Source organism: Bradyrhizobium macuxiense (assembly GCF_007993935.1).
GTDB classification, from domain to species: domain Bacteria; phylum Pseudomonadota; class Alphaproteobacteria; order Rhizobiales; family Xanthobacteraceae; genus Bradyrhizobium; species Bradyrhizobium macuxiense_A.
Genome location: NZ_VITY01000001.1, coordinates 150,968 through 166,508, shown reverse-complemented (window position 1 = coordinate 166,508; position 15,541 = coordinate 150,968). Strand labels below are relative to the sequence as shown.

Annotated in this window: 20 protein-coding genes and 2 tRNA genes; 13 read left to right on the top strand and 9 right to left on the bottom strand. The window is 62.0% G+C overall.

Features of this window, described 5'->3' with window-relative positions:
• Positions 1–87 precede the first annotated feature (87 nt).
• Together FBZ93_RS00795 and FBZ93_RS00790 are read left to right on the top strand one after the other, a co-directional pair.
• Entirely contained in the window at positions 88–429 is a 342-nt protein-coding gene (locus FBZ93_RS00795) for a hypothetical protein (RefSeq protein WP_146984109.1), read from the top strand.
• Positions 430–824: 395 nt separating this feature from the next.
• Positions 825–899, top strand: a tRNA-Glu gene (locus FBZ93_RS00790).
• A 128-nt stretch (positions 900–1,027) separates the two neighbouring features.
• Here the strand turns inward: FBZ93_RS00790 and FBZ93_RS00785 are convergent.
• The gene (locus FBZ93_RS00785) at positions 1,028–1,882 is read right to left on the bottom strand and encodes a class I SAM-dependent methyltransferase (protein WP_146984107.1); all 855 of its coding nucleotides are present in this window, start codon (positions 1,880–1,882) and stop codon (positions 1,028–1,030) included.
• A gap of 180 nt (positions 1,883–2,062) precedes the next feature.
• Between FBZ93_RS00785 and FBZ93_RS00780 the strand changes: the two genes are divergently transcribed.
• Positions 2,063–2,320 carry a PilZ domain-containing protein gene (locus tag FBZ93_RS00780; protein ID WP_050420322.1) on the top strand — a complete coding sequence of 86 codons (258 nt, stop codon included), beginning with the start codon at positions 2,063–2,065 and terminating at the stop codon, positions 2,318–2,320.
• Positions 2,321–2,447: 127 nt separating this feature from the next.
• On the top strand, positions 2,448–2,693 hold the full coding sequence (locus FBZ93_RS00775; RefSeq protein ID WP_146984105.1) for a hypothetical protein: 246 nt from the start codon (positions 2,448–2,450) through the stop codon (positions 2,691–2,693).
• 63 nt (positions 2,694–2,756) lie between these two features.
• On the opposite strand, the gene FBZ93_RS00770 is transcribed toward FBZ93_RS00775, so the two are convergent.
• From FBZ93_RS00770 to FBZ93_RS40420, 4 genes are all read right to left on the bottom strand, one after another.
• Complete coding sequence (locus FBZ93_RS00770; protein ID WP_146984694.1) at positions 2,757–3,398, bottom strand: glutathione S-transferase family protein; 642 nt, start codon at positions 3,396–3,398, stop codon at positions 2,757–2,759.
• Between the two features lie 380 nt (positions 3,399–3,778).
• Positions 3,779–4,231 (bottom strand): VOC family protein, encoded by a 453-nt coding sequence (locus tag FBZ93_RS00765; protein WP_050420326.1) that lies wholly within the window; start codon positions 4,229–4,231, stop codon positions 3,779–3,781.
• A 767-nt stretch (positions 4,232–4,998) separates the two neighbouring features.
• On the bottom strand, positions 4,999–5,244 hold the full coding sequence (locus FBZ93_RS00760; RefSeq protein WP_146984103.1) for a hypothetical protein: 246 nt from the start codon (positions 5,242–5,244) through the stop codon (positions 4,999–5,001).
• Positions 5,245–5,323: 79 nt separating this feature from the next.
• Positions 5,324–5,497 carry a hypothetical protein gene (locus FBZ93_RS40420; RefSeq protein ID WP_157863264.1) on the bottom strand — a complete coding sequence of 58 codons (174 nt, stop codon included), beginning with the start codon at positions 5,495–5,497 and terminating at the stop codon, positions 5,324–5,326.
• Between the two features lie 168 nt (positions 5,498–5,665).
• On the opposite strand from FBZ93_RS40420, the gene FBZ93_RS00755 reads away from it, so the two are divergent.
• The 3 genes from FBZ93_RS00755 (at position 5,666) to FBZ93_RS00750 (ending at position 7,009) form a co-directional block, all read left to right on the top strand.
• Positions 5,666–6,013: a GrlR family regulatory protein gene (locus tag FBZ93_RS00755; RefSeq protein WP_146984101.1), complete on the top strand. Its 348-nt coding sequence runs from the start codon at positions 5,666–5,668 to the stop codon at positions 6,011–6,013.
• Between the two features lie 244 nt (positions 6,014–6,257).
• Entirely contained in the window at positions 6,258–6,434 is a 177-nt protein-coding gene (locus tag FBZ93_RS40415; protein WP_167528864.1) for a hypothetical protein, read from the top strand.
• A 305-nt stretch (positions 6,435–6,739) separates the two neighbouring features.
• Positions 6,740–7,009, top strand: a complete 270-nt coding sequence (locus FBZ93_RS00750) for a hypothetical protein (RefSeq protein WP_146984099.1) — start codon at positions 6,740–6,742, stop codon at positions 7,007–7,009.
• An 86-nt stretch (positions 7,010–7,095) separates the two neighbouring features.
• On the opposite strand, the gene FBZ93_RS40410 is transcribed toward FBZ93_RS00750, so the two are convergent.
• Positions 7,096–7,257: a hypothetical protein gene (locus FBZ93_RS40410; protein ID WP_167351841.1), complete on the bottom strand. Its 162-nt coding sequence runs from the start codon at positions 7,255–7,257 to the stop codon at positions 7,096–7,098.
• A gap of 168 nt (positions 7,258–7,425) precedes the next feature.
• On the opposite strand from FBZ93_RS40410, the gene FBZ93_RS00745 reads away from it, so the two are divergent.
• The 4 genes from FBZ93_RS00745 (at position 7,426) to FBZ93_RS00730 (ending at position 9,896) form a co-directional block, all read left to right on the top strand.
• Positions 7,426–8,187 carry an SIR2 family NAD-dependent protein deacylase gene (locus FBZ93_RS00745; protein WP_167528863.1) on the top strand — a complete coding sequence of 254 codons (762 nt, stop codon included), beginning with the start codon at positions 7,426–7,428 and terminating at the stop codon, positions 8,185–8,187.
• Positions 8,188–8,386: 199 nt separating this feature from the next.
• The gene (locus FBZ93_RS00740) at positions 8,387–9,049 is read left to right on the top strand and encodes a cold-shock protein (RefSeq protein ID WP_074126089.1); all 663 of its coding nucleotides are present in this window, start codon (positions 8,387–8,389) and stop codon (positions 9,047–9,049) included.
• Positions 9,050–9,223: 174 nt separating this feature from the next.
• Positions 9,224–9,703 carry a DUF192 domain-containing protein gene (locus FBZ93_RS00735; protein WP_146984097.1) on the top strand — a complete coding sequence of 160 codons (480 nt, stop codon included), beginning with the start codon at positions 9,224–9,226 and terminating at the stop codon, positions 9,701–9,703.
• 116 nt (positions 9,704–9,819) lie between these two features.
• Positions 9,820–9,896, top strand: a tRNA-Pro gene (locus tag FBZ93_RS00730).
• 61 nt (positions 9,897–9,957) lie between these two features.
• Here FBZ93_RS00730 and FBZ93_RS00725 read toward each other — a convergent pair.
• Positions 9,958–10,260 (bottom strand): DUF5076 domain-containing protein, encoded by a 303-nt coding sequence (locus FBZ93_RS00725; protein WP_146984095.1) that lies wholly within the window; start codon positions 10,258–10,260, stop codon positions 9,958–9,960.
• A 327-nt stretch (positions 10,261–10,587) separates the two neighbouring features.
• Between FBZ93_RS00725 and FBZ93_RS00720 the strand changes: the two genes are divergently transcribed.
• Positions 10,588–11,364: a cyclase family protein gene (locus tag FBZ93_RS00720; RefSeq protein WP_146984094.1), complete on the top strand. Its 777-nt coding sequence runs from the start codon at positions 10,588–10,590 to the stop codon at positions 11,362–11,364.
• 372 nt (positions 11,365–11,736) lie between these two features.
• Here the strand turns inward: FBZ93_RS00720 and FBZ93_RS00715 are convergent, their stop codons facing one another.
• Positions 11,737–12,003, bottom strand: a complete 267-nt coding sequence (locus FBZ93_RS00715; protein WP_076859943.1) for a hypothetical protein — start codon at positions 12,001–12,003, stop codon at positions 11,737–11,739.
• 397 nt (positions 12,004–12,400) lie between these two features.
• Between FBZ93_RS00715 and FBZ93_RS00710 the strand changes: the two genes are divergently transcribed.
• Positions 12,401–14,221 carry a carbamoyltransferase family protein gene (locus FBZ93_RS00710; RefSeq protein ID WP_146984092.1) on the top strand — a complete coding sequence of 607 codons (1,821 nt, stop codon included), beginning with the start codon at positions 12,401–12,403 and terminating at the stop codon, positions 14,219–14,221.
• 61 nt (positions 14,222–14,282) lie between these two features.
• Here FBZ93_RS00710 and FBZ93_RS00705 read toward each other — a convergent pair whose 3' ends face one another.
• Positions 14,283–15,446, bottom strand: coding sequence for an OpgC domain-containing protein (locus FBZ93_RS00705; protein ID WP_146984090.1), 1,164 nt, complete (start codon positions 15,444–15,446; stop codon positions 14,283–14,285).
• Between the last annotated feature and the right edge of the window lie 95 nt (positions 15,447–15,541).

Here is a 15,541-nt window from a genome sequence, read left to right as displayed (position 1 = left end):
GGTTGAATGCGACGGAACAATCAGGGCAAACGATTTCTTAGCGGTTCTGCTCTTAGGTCGCGGTACGAATAGCGTGTGGGTGTGATCATGTCTGCATTCCGGAACTGGGCCCGCAAGGCCGCTGTGCTGTTTCTTCCGATCGCGCTCGGCGCCTGCGCGCAATATTCGCAGCAATACGGCATGGCCACACCGCCGTCCGGAACCGGGCCGCTGGCCTGGGACGGTGCCGGGCAGGATCCCAATGCTCCGCAGCCGCGGCGCCATGCGCGCAATACGTCATCGGCGGTGGCGGAGACGCAATTGTCGGAAGCGGATGCGGACGACCGGCTGGCGCGCAAGCTCGTGATCTGCAGCACCTGCATCAAGCGGACGCCGGCGGTGGCGGCGGCGCAGCAGACCAATCGTCAGGACGTCGCCAGCAATCACTAGCGGCTGGCGCGGTGCGTGTTGCTGCCGTCCGGCCCGCAGGCCTTAGTTAGGCCACGATGTCGTTCGATGCGCAGGCCCATGTCGTTCCGAAAAATGTCGTTCCGAAGACTCATTGTTCCAGGCGTCGTGGTCGCGCTTGCGGCCGCCATCCTGATTCATGTGGGCGGTTCGCGGGCGCATGCGCATGTGCCGTCGCATTGCGGCTTCTGGACCTCGATCGAGGCCGGATTGTCCTGCAGGTGACCTCCTGCGGGCGACGGCAATCCGGGAAAAGCGTGTCTCGACGCTTGCCCGTCCGGCCAATCGCCACTATACGTTCGCCCGTCGCGGCCGCTCGCCGGTAGCGGCCAGTCCGGCGCATCTCACGTCTAACGTATTGATTTGCCGGGAGTTTTGCTCCCTTCGTCTATCGGTTAGGACGCCACCCTTTCACGGTGGAGAGAGCGGTTCGATTCCGCTAGGGAGCGCCATTGGCAGCTTAAGCGCCTGATTTTCCTTGGTTGCCGACGATTTTCCCAACCGGCAAAATGGTTTGGGAGTTTTTCCTCAATTCATTGAAGCGGATGACGGCGCGTCGACCACTGCGGCGACGATCGGACTAAAGTACCTTGCGAAGTTTGAGAATGATGATGCCGGGGCGGGGGCGAGGATCGGCGTGATCGAAAAACGCTTTGCTATTCATCACATCGATATAGTTGTTCGATGACCGTTCATAATGCCGCTCGACTTCGATGCTCATCTCCGGGTGAAATTTCTGACCGATGTTCCAGTCGATTGTGATCGGCTCGGCAATCGTCGCCGCGTGGTTGGTATCGACGCCCAGCAAGAATATTCCACCCTTTGCTACCACTCGCTTGATCTCCGCGACTGTTTGGTCGAGATCATCGACATGGTCGAGCGCATTGAAGCAGGAAACGATATCGAAGTGGCCGTCCGGATAGGGGATGCTTTCGGAATGAGCCGTCACATATGTCATCTTGTGGCTATCGGTTCCCAGCTTTTGATAGAGGTTAGCCAGCGGGTCGAGGCCAACGCGTTCGATCGTCATGTCGGCCCACTCTAGTGTACCAAGTGGGCCGCAGCCGATATCGAGCACTCTCTTGCCGCAATAATCGTCTAAGTCCAGATCGACCAATTGGGTGAAGCAGGGTTCATAGATGCCGGACATTCGTTGCTGAGCCCGCAGTTTCATCCAAAACGCGAACTCGAATGCGCGTTTGGCGAAAACATCGGCGTTGATCGCTTTGAGCGTCGGCAAGAGGCGGTCCAGTGAGCGCGCCAGCATCGGCACAAGCCTTTCTCTATCTCTAGGGCGAGCCGTCAAAACCACTTGTCCGTCCGGCGGTGCACGGCCGTCGCCCCCCTTGGGGAAAGCATAGGTTCGAGTGAGTTTCAAAGGCGCGCGTGGATTACCCCATTTGCGTGCCACCGTTGCCGTCGCCAGGAGCTCCATTACGGAGCGCCATTACGGCCGAACCGGAAATCCGGCCAATTGAACGGATTGTCTTTCGGGTGGAGGCTTTGCCGCGCCGTCCCCGCGGGTGTGGACAAGCCCACAATCGCTGCAATCCGCCACGATTTCGCAACCCTTTGGTAAGCCCGCGGCGATAGGCGTGTGCTCGGGGATAATGTGATGGCTTTAGGGTCCAAGAAGCGCGAAACGCGCAAATCGCTGCGTCAGTCCGGCTGGATCACGCTCGACGGCGGGTTCGCCGCGCGGCCTTGCGTGGTCGAGGACATGTCCTCGACCGGCGCAAAAATCACGGTTCAGGACAACAACACGCTGCCGGCCAAGCTGCGGCTGGCGTTTTCGCGCGATGCCCGCACCGGCCGCGCCTGCGAGGTGGTCTGGCGCGAGGGCAGGACGTTCGGCGTCAAATTCGTGCGCTGACACGGGATCTGGAGAAGTGGACGCCGGTTTTCCGGAAAGATCACGCCAAAAAAGAGAGGCCAGGTCATGATGCTACCTCTTCGCATCATGACCTAGCCTCTTTTGGCCGCGCGCGATAAAAGGCCGGATGCGCAAGACCTGTTTCGCCGTCATCGCCGTCCTGCTTCCCGCCGCAGCGCTCGCGCAAGCCGGCGATCGCCGCAATTTCCAGACGCCGCCCGATGCCGGCAGGGCCTTGTCGTCAAAATCCGTGACGCGCAGCAATCCCTGCGCGTCCTACGGACCAGGCTTCGTCAAGGTCGAAGGCACCGACACCTGCGTGAAACTCGGTGGCGCGGTCAGTGTTGGTGCGGGGATGTCCAGCGGACGTTGAAGCATGATCCGGAAAAGTGCGAAGCGGTTTTCCGAAAAGACTATGCTCTAACCGCCTTGCCGCTCAGGACATCGGCGGCGCGACGATGCGCACAAAGGCCGGCCGCTGCGCGATCTCGCCGAACCAGCGCTCGAGATTGGGCAGCTTCGGTTTGGTGACGCCCTCGACGCCGAACCAGCGCCGCGCAAAAGCGCCGAGCGCGATGTCGGCGATGGTGAACTGATCGCCCTCGATGAAGCGGTGCGTTGCAAGCTGCGCTTCGGCGACGCGCCACACCACGGCTTCGGCATCGGCGTCCTTCTGGATCTTGACCATGTCGCGCTGATCCGGCGGCGTGCGCACGATCCCCCAGAACACCGGGCGGTCGACCGGCTGCAGCGTCGACAGCGTCCAGTCGAGCCAGCGATCGACGCCGGCGCGCAGCTTCGGCGCCTGCGGATAGATCGGCGAGCTCTGGCCGTAGGCCATGCAGAGATAGCGCATCACCGAATTGGATTCCCACAGCACATAGTCGCCGTCGACCAGCGTCGGGACGCGACCGTTCGGATTCATTCCGAGATAGTCGGGCTGATCGTTCTTGCCGAACTGCATGCCGGCATCGATGCGCTGATAGGGGAGGTCGAGCTCGGCGAGACACCAGAGCACCTTCTGCACGTTGACCGAATTGGCCCGGCCCCAGATCGTCAGTTGCGGCTTGCTGTCCATCACGCGATTCTTCCCGCTGTTGTGCTTTGCGCGCGTTCTTAGCCGAAACGCCGGGGAAAAGCGCGCGGTGAATTGTATCGAGAGCAAAAAAGAGGCTCCGCCGCATCGCGGCAGAGCCTCGCTCATACGCAGCATCAAAACGCGGTCAATGACCGAACAACACCCACAGCACGATGATCACCGGGATCGGTACACCCAGCAGCCAAAGCAAAATTCCTTTTCCCATCTCGTTGCCTCCTCGCATTCAAATGGATGAGGAGGCAACTTCAACGGTTGCGACACGTTCCTAGAGATTGTCCCGCCTAGCAATTGTCCCGCCGTTACCGACGGCGACGCGCAAACAGGAACGTGCGCTCGGGTGCGGCGTTTACTTGCGCGCTTTACCAGTGGCCGGTGTTGGGCATCGAGGCCCACGGTTCGGCCGGCGCCTTTGGATCGCCCTTCTGCAGGATCTCGATCGAGTGCAGGTCGGGCGAACGCACGAACGCCATGTTGCCGTCGCGCGGCGGACGATTGATGGTGACGCCCATCTTCATCAGCTTCTCGCAGGTCGCGTAGATGTCGTCGACCTCGTAGGCGAGATGGCCGAAATGGCGGTCTTCGCCGTACTTCTCCTCGTCCCAATTGTAGGTCAATTCGACCAGCGGCGCACCGCGGGTCTGCGGCAGCGACTTGAGCAGATGGAGGTCTTCCTCGGCGCAGAGAAACACCAGCGTGAAGCGGCCCTTGTCATTGTCGATGCGGCGCACTTCCTTCAGCCCGAGTGCGTCCTGATAGAATTTCATCGCGACATCGAGATTGCGGACGCGCAGCATGGTGTGCAGATAGCGCATTGTTGTCCTCCTGGCAGCTTCAGATTCTTGCAGAGATGCTTGTTTGGGCGGGAATGGTCCGGGACGAAAACTAGCAGCAAATCGCAGCAAGGGGCAGCGCTAACGTGCGGGTCTACCCCGCTGCCGTTCGTGCTTTCCCGCCATTCATGATCGCGATTGCGTGAAGTATGCGCCGCTGCATCGCCGCAAGCATGCGCCGCAAGCGATACGAGAAAGCCCCGCCCAGGAAAATTCCAGGACAGGGCTTTCGTGGTCGAGCCTTGGAGGCACGTGCCTCTATCTCATCGAATGCTCATCACCGCCAATCAAGGACGCGCGAGGTTGGACGTCCTCTAAAAAGCAAAACCCCGCGAGCGGGCTCGCGAGGTCTGATGCCGACCGGCCTTGGGGAGATCGTGCCGGCAACCAGGCATACAATGTCGCGGCGGACAGAAGGTTCCCGGGCCGGGAAATAGAAAGCCCCGCAGGCTGGATGCGGGGCTTTCCCAGTTGACGGACTGGGGATCTCTCAGGGCGTGAGCCGTCAACTGTTGGGGATCAAACTTAAGGTTGAATTCATAAAATGCAACAGCGCCGCGTAGACGGAATATGTTCGTCCCACAGCGCTGCGCCGGATGCTGGGCCCTGAAATCCCCCAGCGTCTCTATGTCGTCGCGACGTGCAGATGGTTCAAAAGAAAGACCCCGCGAGGGGGATTCGCAGGGTCTTTCAAAGCCGACAGGGCGGCGAACTGTCGGCACCACGCATGGTGACCGCCATTCCGCCGGTCAATTCGGTCTTGAGCGGTTGGTTCCTGATTTTGAGACACCGGCCGCGTCACGCGCTGTGCCCCTTGTCTCGGATTCGTTGGCCCGTTTGGTATCCATGCCCGTGGTATCCATCGATCCCTTCGGTGTGGCCCCATTGGTGTTTTCAGGCCGCTCCATGCCGCTTTGCGGGGCGGGACCGGCGTTCTGGGCGAACGTTGGGCCGCATATCAAGGCGAGGATGCTGACGACGATAAGCCTGTCCATGGCTGTCTCCTGGTGTCACCCCGAGACGACCCGCATGTGATGGAGTGGTTCCTGTCCGCGCGCGACCTGATCGGTGTGCTCACACCTTGATGTCGAGCATGGTCTCGACGGCATCACGGTCGGCCTTGTTCTTGGCGGCGAAGACGTCAAGAACATCGGCACTGATGATGCGCGGCTGCTCCTTCGCCGTCTGATCGACGACGAGTTGCACCCTGGCTTGCGTCACTTCGACAGGTACGGGGTAAATGAGCATGGCTCGCTCCCTCCGGCGGTCCGAACCTTGTCAGGGGTTTCTTAACGACTTGTTAGCGTCCGGATCCGCGCTTTTGGCCCGAATCGGCGGCCGGGCGGTATCGGCGTGCTCGCGCGCCGCCAGGCTTGGCGTCATACTGCGGCCCTTCAGGACCGGACGGCGCGATCGATGCGGAACGGGCTCTATTCGATCCATATCCATATGACCGACGGCGTGCGCGGCCGCGACAGCGGCGTCCTGATCCTGCGGGACGGTCTTTTGATCGGCGGCGGGCCGTATTTCTGGTCGATCGGCGCCTACACGGCCGGCGAAGGCACCTGGAAGGGGCACCTCAGGACCAACCAGCATTCCCCGTTCTCCGATCCGTTCGCCCGGCCGCTGTTCGCCGGGCAGGAGGTGACGAGCGGCTTCTCCGGTACCTTCAGCGGCGACCAGGCCGAGGTGTTCGGGACCGTGCTGGTCGGAACCCGCAGCCTGAGCTTCCAAGCGACCCTGAAACGTCTGGCGGACGCCTGATCGCGGCGGGCTGTGGACGGGTGCGCGGCAAGAGCCGGAGTCTATTGAGGAAACGGGCTTACGGCCCCTGTGAATTTGCTGCGGACAAGCGCGGGATATGCTGTGGATTCCACAAGCAGCCGGCGATCAGGGCATTCCCGCCGGCGCCATACCGGGCCATCGCTAACCCTACCGAGTTAGGTTAAGAGTGGCATTGCGTTGCCACCACCTGCGATTGCGCTAGGGATAGTTGCAGGTGACAGCCATGATGCCGTCGTTCCACAGCGCTGACAGACCGACCCACCGACGTGTGATGGTGGTGGGCTTGCTGTTCTGTTCCGCCTTTGTGGTGATCAGCTTCTGGCTTCGGCCGCAGCCGGAGAGCAGCAAGGTACTCGTGAAGGCGGACCGGCTGGTCCGCACGGCACGCAAGGCAAACTGAGGCGCAGCAAACTCCCGGGCAATGCCGGCGCTTAGTCCGGCAGCTTCCCGTTCGGGTGCTTGTGATACATCGCGATGCCGATAAAGCCGGCAAAACCCATCACATTCAGCAGCAGTTCCATCCACGCCGGCATCGATGCCAACCTCGCTCACATCACAGTTAATCACGGAGGTTGTGTTTTTGTTCCGGCGCTATCCGATGGTAGCTTTGCGCTATCGCATGGCTGGGGAACCGGAACAGGCGTTTTGCTGCAACCATCCCATTGTGCCCGCGTTGGTGCGCATAACCACGTGAGGAGGTTGCGCATGAAAAGGACATTGGCAGTTTTGGCGACAGTTGCGACGGTTGGCGCAACGATGGTCAGCGCGCCGGCGCAGGCGCGTCATATCGGACCTGGCCTGGCGTTCGGTCTGGCTGCCGGCGCGCTCGCCGCGGGCGCGGCTGGTGCGTATTACGGCCCACGCTATTACGGGCCTGGCTACGGTTATTATGGCCCGCGCTACGGCTACTACGACGACGGTTACGCCTACTATCGCCCGTATTACCGGCACCACTACTATCGCCACTATTGGTAACGGCGACGAGCCCGGAGCACAGCGCTCCGGGCTTTCTCATTCGTGCGTCATGATGCGATAGCGCGGGGATGCGCGCGTGGACGACATCAAGCGCTCTTGCGCTGAAATCCGCTCCAGACGTTGCCGAGCGTGTTGTCGTAATACTCCTGGCGATCGCGCTCGAACTTCCGCTGCGTCGCCCTGAAGCTGGCGATGCGCGCGACGATCTCCTCGCGCTCGCGCGCGACGCGCTCTTCCAGATCCGTCATTGCCCATCCTCGTCATGGTGGTCCTATCCCCGCGCGCATTGGCATCGGTGAATTGGGCGTCAATGCGGAGCAGGCCGTGCAGGAATGTGATGATGCTGGGGCGGCAGGGTCGAGCTCGCAATCGGTCCGGCCGTGCTATAGTCGCGGCGGTCAACCGGATCGTCTTCAGTGATTGCAAAAGACTTGCGCAACGGTGTCGAGCAGCTCGGCAACATGATTGCCGAGGCATCGTCGATCGTGCCTTTCACCGGGGCGGGCATTTCCACCGAGTGCGGCATTCCCGACTTCCGCTCGCCCGGCGGGCTGTGGACCCGCAACCGCCCGATCCCGTTCGACGAGTTCGTCGCCAGTCAGGAGGTGCGCGACGAGTCGTGGCGCCGCCGCTTCGCGATGGAACCGACATTTGCCGCTGCCAAGCCGGGGCGCGGGCATCGCGCGCTGGCGTCGCTGTACCGGGCAGGCAAGATTCCCGGCATCATCACCCAGAATATCGACAATCTGCATCAGGCGTCGGGCTTCAAGGCCGATGACGTCATCGAGCTGCACGGCAACACCACCTACGCCCGCTGCATCGGTTGCAGCAAGGCCTACGACCTTTCGTGGGTGAAGCTGCAGTTCGACAAGGCCGGTGGTGCGCCCGACTGCGCCGAGTGCGGTGATCCGGTGAAGACCGCGACGATCTCGTTCGGGCAGTCGATGCCCGAGGATGCGATGCACCGCGCGACGGAACTCGTGGGTCATTGCGACCTGCTGCTGGCGATCGGCTCTTCGCTGGTGGTGTGGCCCGCCGCCGGCTTTCCGATGATGGCCAAGGAGCGCGGCGCGCGGCTCGTGATCATCAACAACGAGCCGACCGATCAGGACGACATCGCCGACCTGGTGATCCGTCACGACATCGGCGACACGCTTGGTCCTTTCGTCGGCAACTGACGCCCGATTGATTCGCGGCTGTGCAAGCCTGTTCATAGTTCCCGCAAGAATCGTTTTTTAGCTATGCCCGGCAAGCGGGAGTGTTATCTTTTGGTTGAGAGATTCGCGCAGCGTCCAAATGAGTCGGTCATGGAAAGCAGCGTGTACAGGGTGCGCCGCAACGTCGGCGCTCTGCATTTGATGTGTGGGGTCCGGGGTCATGGGGTCGGACGGATTTGAGTCCAAGAAGCTCGGCGGACCGCCGATCGGCGGAGTTGGGCAAAGCAGGATTGGACAGGGCGAGTACGGCAGCGGGCCGCGCGATCCGGCGATGGATGCCTTCTCCGGTCTCGGCGACGCCGCGGCCAACCTCGTCGAAGTCTCCGGCGTCATCAAATGGTTCGACGCCTCGAAGGGATACGGCTTCATCGTCCCCGACAATGGCTGGCCCGACATCCTGCTGCATGTGACGGTGCTGCGGCGCGACGGCTATCAGACCGCCTATGAAGGTGCGCGCCTCGTCGTCGAATGCGTGCAGCGCGCGAAAGGCTATCAGGCCTTCCGCATCGTCTCGATGGACGAGTCGACCGCGATCCATCCGGCGCAGATGCTGCCGCCGCGAACCCATGTCACGGTGACCGCAACCAGCGGGCTCGAGCGTGCACAGGTCAAGTGGTTCAACCGGCTGCGCGGCTTCGGCTTCGTGACCTGCGGCGAGGGCACGCCCGACATCTTCGTGCACATGGAGACGCTGCGCCGCTTCGGCATGACCGAGCTGCGCCCCGGCCAATATGTGCTGGTGCGGTTCGGGCCCGGCTCCAAGGGCATGATGGCCGCCGAGATCCATCCGGAGACCGGTCCGTCGGCACTGTCGTCGCACTAAAAGGCATGATCCGGAAAAGTACCGAGCGGTTTTCCGAAAGGATCATGCCCAATACAACGGTCATCCGCCCTGACGGAAACGTGAGCCGGCGGCGAGCCTGCAGGGCTCTGGCATTTGCCGCAATCATCGGGTTAGGGTCCGCCGGAAAATCTTCCCCGGTGTGAGTATTTGTCGATGAATTTCGATCGCATGGTTGGGCGGCTTCGCCCGTGGCTGGTGGCCTCCCTCGTCATGATGTTCGGCGCGCTGCTGGCCACGGCCGCGCAGGCCGCCAGCGTCCAGCCGCTCGAGATCGTCACCAAATCAGGCGTGCACGTCTTCTCCGTCGAAATGGCGACCACCGAGCAGGAGAAGGAGACCGGCCTGATGTACCGGAAGGAGCTCGCGGACGGCAAAGGCATGCTGTTCGACTTCACGCCGGAACAGGAAGTGTCGATGTGGATGAAGAACACTTACATCTCGCTCGACATGATCTTCATCCGCGCCGACGGGCGCATCCTGCGGATCGCCGAGAACACCGAACCGCTGTCGACCAAGATCATCCCGTCGCGGGGGCTCGCCAAGGGCGTCCTCGAGGTGATTGCCGGGACCGCGCAGAAATACGGCATCCAGCCCGGCGACCGGGTCGGCCACCCGCTGTTCGGCGGCCACTAGGTTTTTTGACGCGATTTCGGGACAGAAACCGTTGCCGATTTCGCCGCTGGAAGCCCCGCACCGGTGCCTTGCTGGCGCTGGCTGAAGCGTGTATCCACGGGGCTTCTCGGAAATGTCGGGGTATAGCGCAGCCTGGTAGCGCGGCAGTTTTGGGTACTGCAGGTCGTTGGTTCGAATCCAGCTGCCCCGACCATCCCATCGCACGCCAGCCGCAATCGCCACGCGGGGTATCCCCGACGACAGGCATCGCCGGGTTAGGCGAAGTCGCCAGATACTTTGGAAGTTGGATCGGCAAGCTCGTCTAGGAACGCCTGCCGGATTCGCTGGATCGTGTTGGAGGCATCTGCCTCGTATTCTTTGGCGAGCGCGTCGGCGATGTGCCGCGTTGCGTCCGCCAGGATAGTTCCCCATGCCGTTTCTTCGGAAGCGTTCATCGCCTCACGATACATCCCGACCTTGATCGAGCACCAAAGACTCTTCTCCGCGATCCAGACCCGAAGCATCTCGACCGATTCTGGGTCTCGTAGCGCCGCCGCCGGAATTGACATTTCCTTCATTTGTAGTCCCCCAGATTGACGACCCGCCTTGGGTAAGCCCCGAGCTCGTCCAGTACGGAAGCCCCAGATTGGAAATTGTCTCGCCTGATGCAACAACGCCGCCCGGACGGAATATCTTCGTCCAGACGGCGCCGTCGAATACTGGGCCCTGAAATCCCCAGTGCCCATGGGTCGCCCCGGCGGGAAATAGGTTCAACGTTGCGCCGCCTTGCCGCAGTCCAGTCCCGAGATCATGTGCTGCGATCCCGAGCGGATGTGGCTTGCCGATCACGCGCGCGGGCTGGCAGGGTAGTCGAGCCTGACAAGACCAATCCGCGAGGACGCACCATGGCGCGCAGACTGATCGATATCTCCGTTCCCCTGCAGAACGATGTTCCGGCCGATCCGCCCGGCAACCACCCGACCATCCAGTACATCGACCATCAGCAGGGGCTGCCGCGCATGCTGCAGTTCTTCGATGGGTTGAAGGCTGCGGATCTGCCCGACGGGCAGGGCTGGGCCGTCGAGCAGGTGTCGCTCTCGACGCATAACGGCACGCATCTCGATGCGCCCTGGCATTTCCATCCGACCATGAACCGCGGCGAGCGATCATGGACCATCGACGAGGTGCCGCTGGAATGGTGCTTCCAGCCGGGCGTGAAGCTCGACTTCCGGCATCTGCCCGACGGCTACGTTGCGACCGCCGGCGATGTCGAAGCCGAGCTGAAGCGGATCGGGCATACGCTGTCGCCGCTCGAGATCGTCGTCGTCAACACCAGTGCCGGCGCGAAATACGGCCAGCCCGACTACGTCAATTCGGGCTGCGGCATGGGCTATGAGGCGACGATGTATCTGCTCGAGCGCGGCGTGCGGCTGACCGGCATCGACGGCTGGAGCTGGGATGCGCCGTTCGTCTTCACCGCGAAGAAATATGCCGAGACCAGGGACGCCAGCCTGATCTGGGAAGGCCACAAGGCCGGGCGGCACATCGGTTATTGCCACATCGAGAAGCTGCACAATCTCGAGCTGCTGCCGTCGACCGGATTCATGGTGTCGTGCTTCCCGGTGAAGATCGAGCGCGCGTCGGCGGGGTGGACGAGGGCGGTTGCCATCCTCGACGGTTAGCGCATGGCTCAGGCGGTTTTCGGCCGGCGAGGGAACCGGTGGACAGGCTGTTCATTACTGCAGGTTGTTGCGGCACGGCTACAGCCTGAGGGGGCCGAATCTGCTCTCATGCACGCAGTAGATGCATTGGGTGATCGGGCCGCCGGCTTCTCCACGCGTCCCGATTTTCCGAAGCGTTCTCTCCCGTGACTAGAGCCCCGGCGTCTCCCGGGGCTCTTTCTTGCGCCACAGATTGCTGCGCGCGTCCGCGAGCCAAGTCCCAAAAGATCGAGCCAAGTCCCAAGAGACAATGCCCCAAAAGAAAATCAGGTGCGCCGAAATCGACGCACCTGATCGATGTCTTCAATATCGCTTGTGTCGGCCGGGTGGTTGTTACCACCGGCAAACGCGAACACCACGCGGGGTCCACCAGCAACGGGGACCGACATAACCGCCGTAGCCATAGCCGCGGCCATAGCCCCATCCGCGGCCGCGACCCCAGCCGCCGCGATAGCCATAGCCGCGTCCGCCGCCGCGCCAGTAAGCTTGCGCGGAAGACGTGGTGGCGCCGACCAGGATGGCAGAGGTGCTTGCGACATAGACGAACAACAAAGCGACTGCTGCAAGGCAACGAGTCAGGATATTGTAGCGTTTAGTCATTCTGAAGATCTCCAGTCACTTCCAAACATCTGAACTGATGCTGGCTGTCTCGCTTAGACGCGCGAGACCGGTATTCGGTTCGAGCATGCTAAGACAATATTTTCACTAAGGTTCTTGCGAGCTTAACGACTCTATTGAGACAAACAGGTAAGGTCAAGTTACAGTCCCGCCTGCATAGGACGACGTGGTTGCTGCGCTCATCTTGTCGTTCATCCGCCGTTCATTCTGTTCATCTTGCATTGCGTCGACTTGGCATCGACTTGGCATCGACTTGGCGCCGATTTGATTTGTGCATCGCAGAAGCAGAGATTTGCGATGCGCGGAAAGTGCCGTCGAGAACTTGAAGTCGACACGATCATGTTCTCTGAGCGTTGAGACTCCTCCCTGAAGAGTGCCCATGCCGAAACAACACACCTACGTCCTTGGTCTCAACGTCTACGACCATGATGTGAGCGCCTGCCTGCTGCGTGACGGTGCGATCGCCTACGCGATCTCCAAGGAGCGCATCACCCGCGAGAAGCACGCCTCCGGCTTCTACAAGGAAGTCATCGACTACTGCCTGTCGGCCGAGGGCATCACGCTCGACGACGTCGATCTCGTGGTGCGCAACAGCTACATCCTGCCGGTGCCCGAGATGGAGGAGCGGATGCTCCACCAGGACATGCCGGGCTTCCTGCCGGTCGCCGATCGCAACGAGGCAATCAAGCATCCGCTGTTTCGTTCCAAATCCGACAAGGTGGTGTCGATCTCGCATCACCTCGCGCATGCCTACAGCGCGTTCGCAGTGTCGCCGTTCAAGGATGGCGTCGTGATGATCGTCGACGGCGTCGGCAATTACCAGGCCGACGCGATGGAGTCCTATCCGCAGGATGGGGCCTCGCCGCTCGCCCGCGAGTCCGAGAGCTATTACAGGTTCGACGACACCAGGCTCGAATGCCTGAAGAAGGTCTTCATGGAGCCGGCGCGCGGTCTGTTGTCGGACGAGTTCTACAACATGCCGGGTCTCGGCGCGCTTTACAGCCGGGTCTCGACCTATGTGTTCGGCGACTGGAACAAGTGCGGCGAGCTGATGGGGCTCGCGCCCTATGGCCGCCACGAGCAGGTCGGCCATCTGCTCGAGATGAAGGACGGCAGATTGCACGTGCCGTTCTGGGGCGCCGAGAACCAACAGCCCTTCGTGCTCGACAGCGGCAGCTGGGACAAAAGCCCGACGATGCGGCACTGGGAGGATATCGCCTGGCGGGTGCAGGACGACACCGAGAACGTGCTGCTGGCGCGGGCGCGCTGGCTGCGCGAGAGCACCGGCGCGAAGAACCTCTGCATCGCCGGCGGCGTCGCGCTGAACTGTGTAGCGAACGGGCGGATCGCGCGCGAGGCCGGCTTCGAGAACGTCTGGATCCAGCCCGCCGCCGGCGACGACGGCATCGCGATCGGCTGCGCCTATTACGGCTGGCTGGAGATTCTGAAGCAGCGCCGCTCCTTCGTGATGGACCATGCCTATGTCGGCCGGCGCTACAGCGACGCCGAGGTGGCGGCCGCGCTGCAGAGCTTCCTGGTGCGCATCCAGGTCGATGCCAAACGCAGCGACAACATCTGCCGCGACACCGCAAAGCTGCTCGCCGACCAGCGTGTGATCGGCTGGTTTCAGGGACCGTCGGAATTCGGTCCGCGCGCGCTCGGCAACCGCAGCCTGATCGCAGATCCGCGCAAGGCCGAGATGAAGGACATCCTCAACAGCCGCGTCAAGCACCGCCAGGCGTTCCGGCCGTTCGCGCCGATCGTGCTGGCCGAGCGCATGAAGGAGATCTTCGAGGGCGAGGAGGACTCGCCCTACATGCTGATCGCAAAGCCGGTACGGCCGGAATGGCGCGAGAAGATCCCGGCGATCGTGCATGTCGACGGCTCGGCGCGGGTGCAGAGCGTGCGCGAGGAAACCAACCCGATGCTCTATCGCCTGCTCAGGGAGTTCGAGGCGCTGACCGGCGTGCCGGTACTGATCAACACCTCGTTCAACGTCAAGGGTGAGCCGATCATCGAGACGCCGCAGGATGCGGTCAGCTGCTTCCTCACCACGGGAATCGACAACCTCGTGCTGCACGACACGCTGGTGTCGAAGACCGCCATGCACAAGGTCGTCACACCCGTGATGACGACGTTCGGCGACGTCGCCACCATCGTCTCCTCGACGACCCAGGATCCCAGCCGCGGCGGAAGCTAGAGCATGGCCCGGAAAAGTGTGAAGCGGTTTTCCGAAAAGGCCATGCTCCGGTAAAACGGGCTCAAGCCGCCTTCGCCGGTGCCGCGGGTTTCTGCGCCGGCGGCTTGATCGGCTTGTCCTGCCGCTTCGACCACGAGATGTAATAAGCCACGATCGTCATGATCGCGATGCCGGAGATGCTGACGAAGATCTGCGCGAACAGCGAGCCCGAGCTCATCGAGAGCTCGAAATGTCCGACAAAGGAGAGGAACACGCCGACGCAGAACACCGCGAGCGACTGCTGGCCGCACACGATCAGGGGATCGAACACCTTCCACTCCAGCGCCGACCAGTCCTTCGGGACGAAGCGGATCACCAGCACCGTGATCACCACGAAGTGCAGGAAGCGGTAGGGCGCGAGGTTGGTCTTGTCGTTCGGGTTGAAGGTCGAATACAGCCAGTCCGGGAACATCGCGCCAAGGTCCGGGAAGCGGCCGGCCATCGTCATGATCAGCGCGAAGATCAAATAAGCGACGCAGAACCACAGCGTGTAGCGCGAGTTGATGATGTGCATGTTGGCGCGTGCGCCGCCCATCGCGCACCACGAGCCGAACACGAACAGCACCTGCCAGGCGAACGGATTGAAATACCAGGTGCCGGCCGGGTAGGCGGGCAGGTTCCAGCCGAAATGGCGCGAGACCAGCCACAAGGCGATCGAGGCCAGCATGGTCCAGTTCGGCTGCCGCAGCATGAACCAGAGCACCGGCGGAAACAGGCCCATCAGCACGATGTAGAGCGGCAGCACGTCGAGATTGACCGGCTTGAACTTGAGGAACAGGCCCTGGCGCAGCGTCTCGGTGGCGTTGTCGACGAGGCCGGCGACGTTGAACTCGTTGATGATCTCGGAATCGCCGAAGCGCAGCGCCAGATAGCTGATCGAGGCGATGTAGATCACGAACAGGATGATGTGGGCGACGTAGAGTTGCCAGACCCGCTTGGTCAGCCTCGTGGCGCCGACGATGAAGCCGCGCTCCAGCATCATGCGGGCATAGACGAAGGACGCAGTGTAGCCGGAGATGAAGACGAACAGGTCCGCGGCGTCGCTGAAGCCGTAATTCCGCGTCGTGATCCAGTTCACGATGTTGTCGGGGATATGATCGAGGTAGATCGCCCAGTTCGCGACCCCGCGGAACAGGTCGAGCCGGAGGTCACGTCCTTTTTCGGGCAGATGAGCGTGGATTTCCATGGGGCGCCGCTTCCTCGAGGTGATGCTGTCGAGAAGACCGCGCCATGACAATCTGGCCCCGCGGACCCACGGGAGAGCCTCCGGAGCGCCCCCGG

Coding starts and splice junctions, on each gene's coding strand:
- FBZ93_RS00775 (WP_146984105.1), top strand. CDS start 2,448: ATGCGCAAGACCTGTTTCGCCGTCATCGCCGTCCTGCTTCCCGCCGCA.
- FBZ93_RS00710 (WP_146984092.1), top strand. CDS start 12,401: ATGCCGAAACAACACACCTACGTCCTTGGTCTCAACGTCTACGACCAT.
- FBZ93_RS00765 (WP_050420326.1), bottom strand. CDS start 4,231: ATGCGCTATCTGCACACCATGCTGCGCGTCCGCAATCTCGATGTCGCG.
- FBZ93_RS00735 (WP_146984097.1), top strand. CDS start 9,224: ATGAATTTCGATCGCATGGTTGGGCGGCTTCGCCCGTGGCTGGTGGCC.
- FBZ93_RS00740 (WP_074126089.1), top strand. CDS start 8,387: ATGGGGTCGGACGGATTTGAGTCCAAGAAGCTCGGCGGACCGCCGATC.
- FBZ93_RS00760 (WP_146984103.1), bottom strand. CDS start 5,244: ATGGACAGGCTTATCGTCGTCAGCATCCTCGCCTTGATATGCGGCCCA.
- FBZ93_RS00780 (WP_050420322.1), top strand. CDS start 2,063: ATGGCTTTAGGGTCCAAGAAGCGCGAAACGCGCAAATCGCTGCGTCAG.
- FBZ93_RS00715 (WP_076859943.1), bottom strand. CDS start 12,003: ATGACTAAACGCTACAATATCCTGACTCGTTGCCTTGCAGCAGTCGCT.
- FBZ93_RS00705 (WP_146984090.1), bottom strand. CDS start 15,446: ATGGAAATCCACGCTCATCTGCCCGAAAAAGGACGTGACCTCCGGCTC.
- FBZ93_RS40415 (WP_167528864.1), top strand. CDS start 6,258: ATGATGCCGTCGTTCCACAGCGCTGACAGACCGACCCACCGACGTGTG.
- FBZ93_RS00785 (WP_146984107.1), bottom strand. CDS start 1,882: ATGGAGCTCCTGGCGACGGCAACGGTGGCACGCAAATGGGGTAATCCA.
- FBZ93_RS00770 (WP_146984694.1), bottom strand. CDS start 3,398: ATGGACAGCAAGCCGCAACTGACGATCTGGGGCCGGGCCAATTCGGTC.
- FBZ93_RS00720 (WP_146984094.1), top strand. CDS start 10,588: ATGGCGCGCAGACTGATCGATATCTCCGTTCCCCTGCAGAACGATGTT.
- FBZ93_RS40420 (WP_157863264.1), bottom strand. CDS start 5,497: ATGCTCATTTACCCCGTACCTGTCGAAGTGACGCAAGCCAGGGTGCAA.
- FBZ93_RS00725 (WP_146984095.1), bottom strand. CDS start 10,260: ATGAAGGAAATGTCAATTCCGGCGGCGGCGCTACGAGACCCAGAATCG.
- FBZ93_RS00795 (WP_146984109.1), top strand. CDS start 88: ATGTCTGCATTCCGGAACTGGGCCCGCAAGGCCGCTGTGCTGTTTCTT.
- FBZ93_RS40410 (WP_167351841.1), bottom strand. CDS start 7,257: ATGACGGATCTGGAAGAGCGCGTCGCGCGCGAGCGCGAGGAGATCGTC.
- FBZ93_RS00755 (WP_146984101.1), top strand. CDS start 5,666: ATGCGGAACGGGCTCTATTCGATCCATATCCATATGACCGACGGCGTG.
- FBZ93_RS00750 (WP_146984099.1), top strand. CDS start 6,740: ATGAAAAGGACATTGGCAGTTTTGGCGACAGTTGCGACGGTTGGCGCA.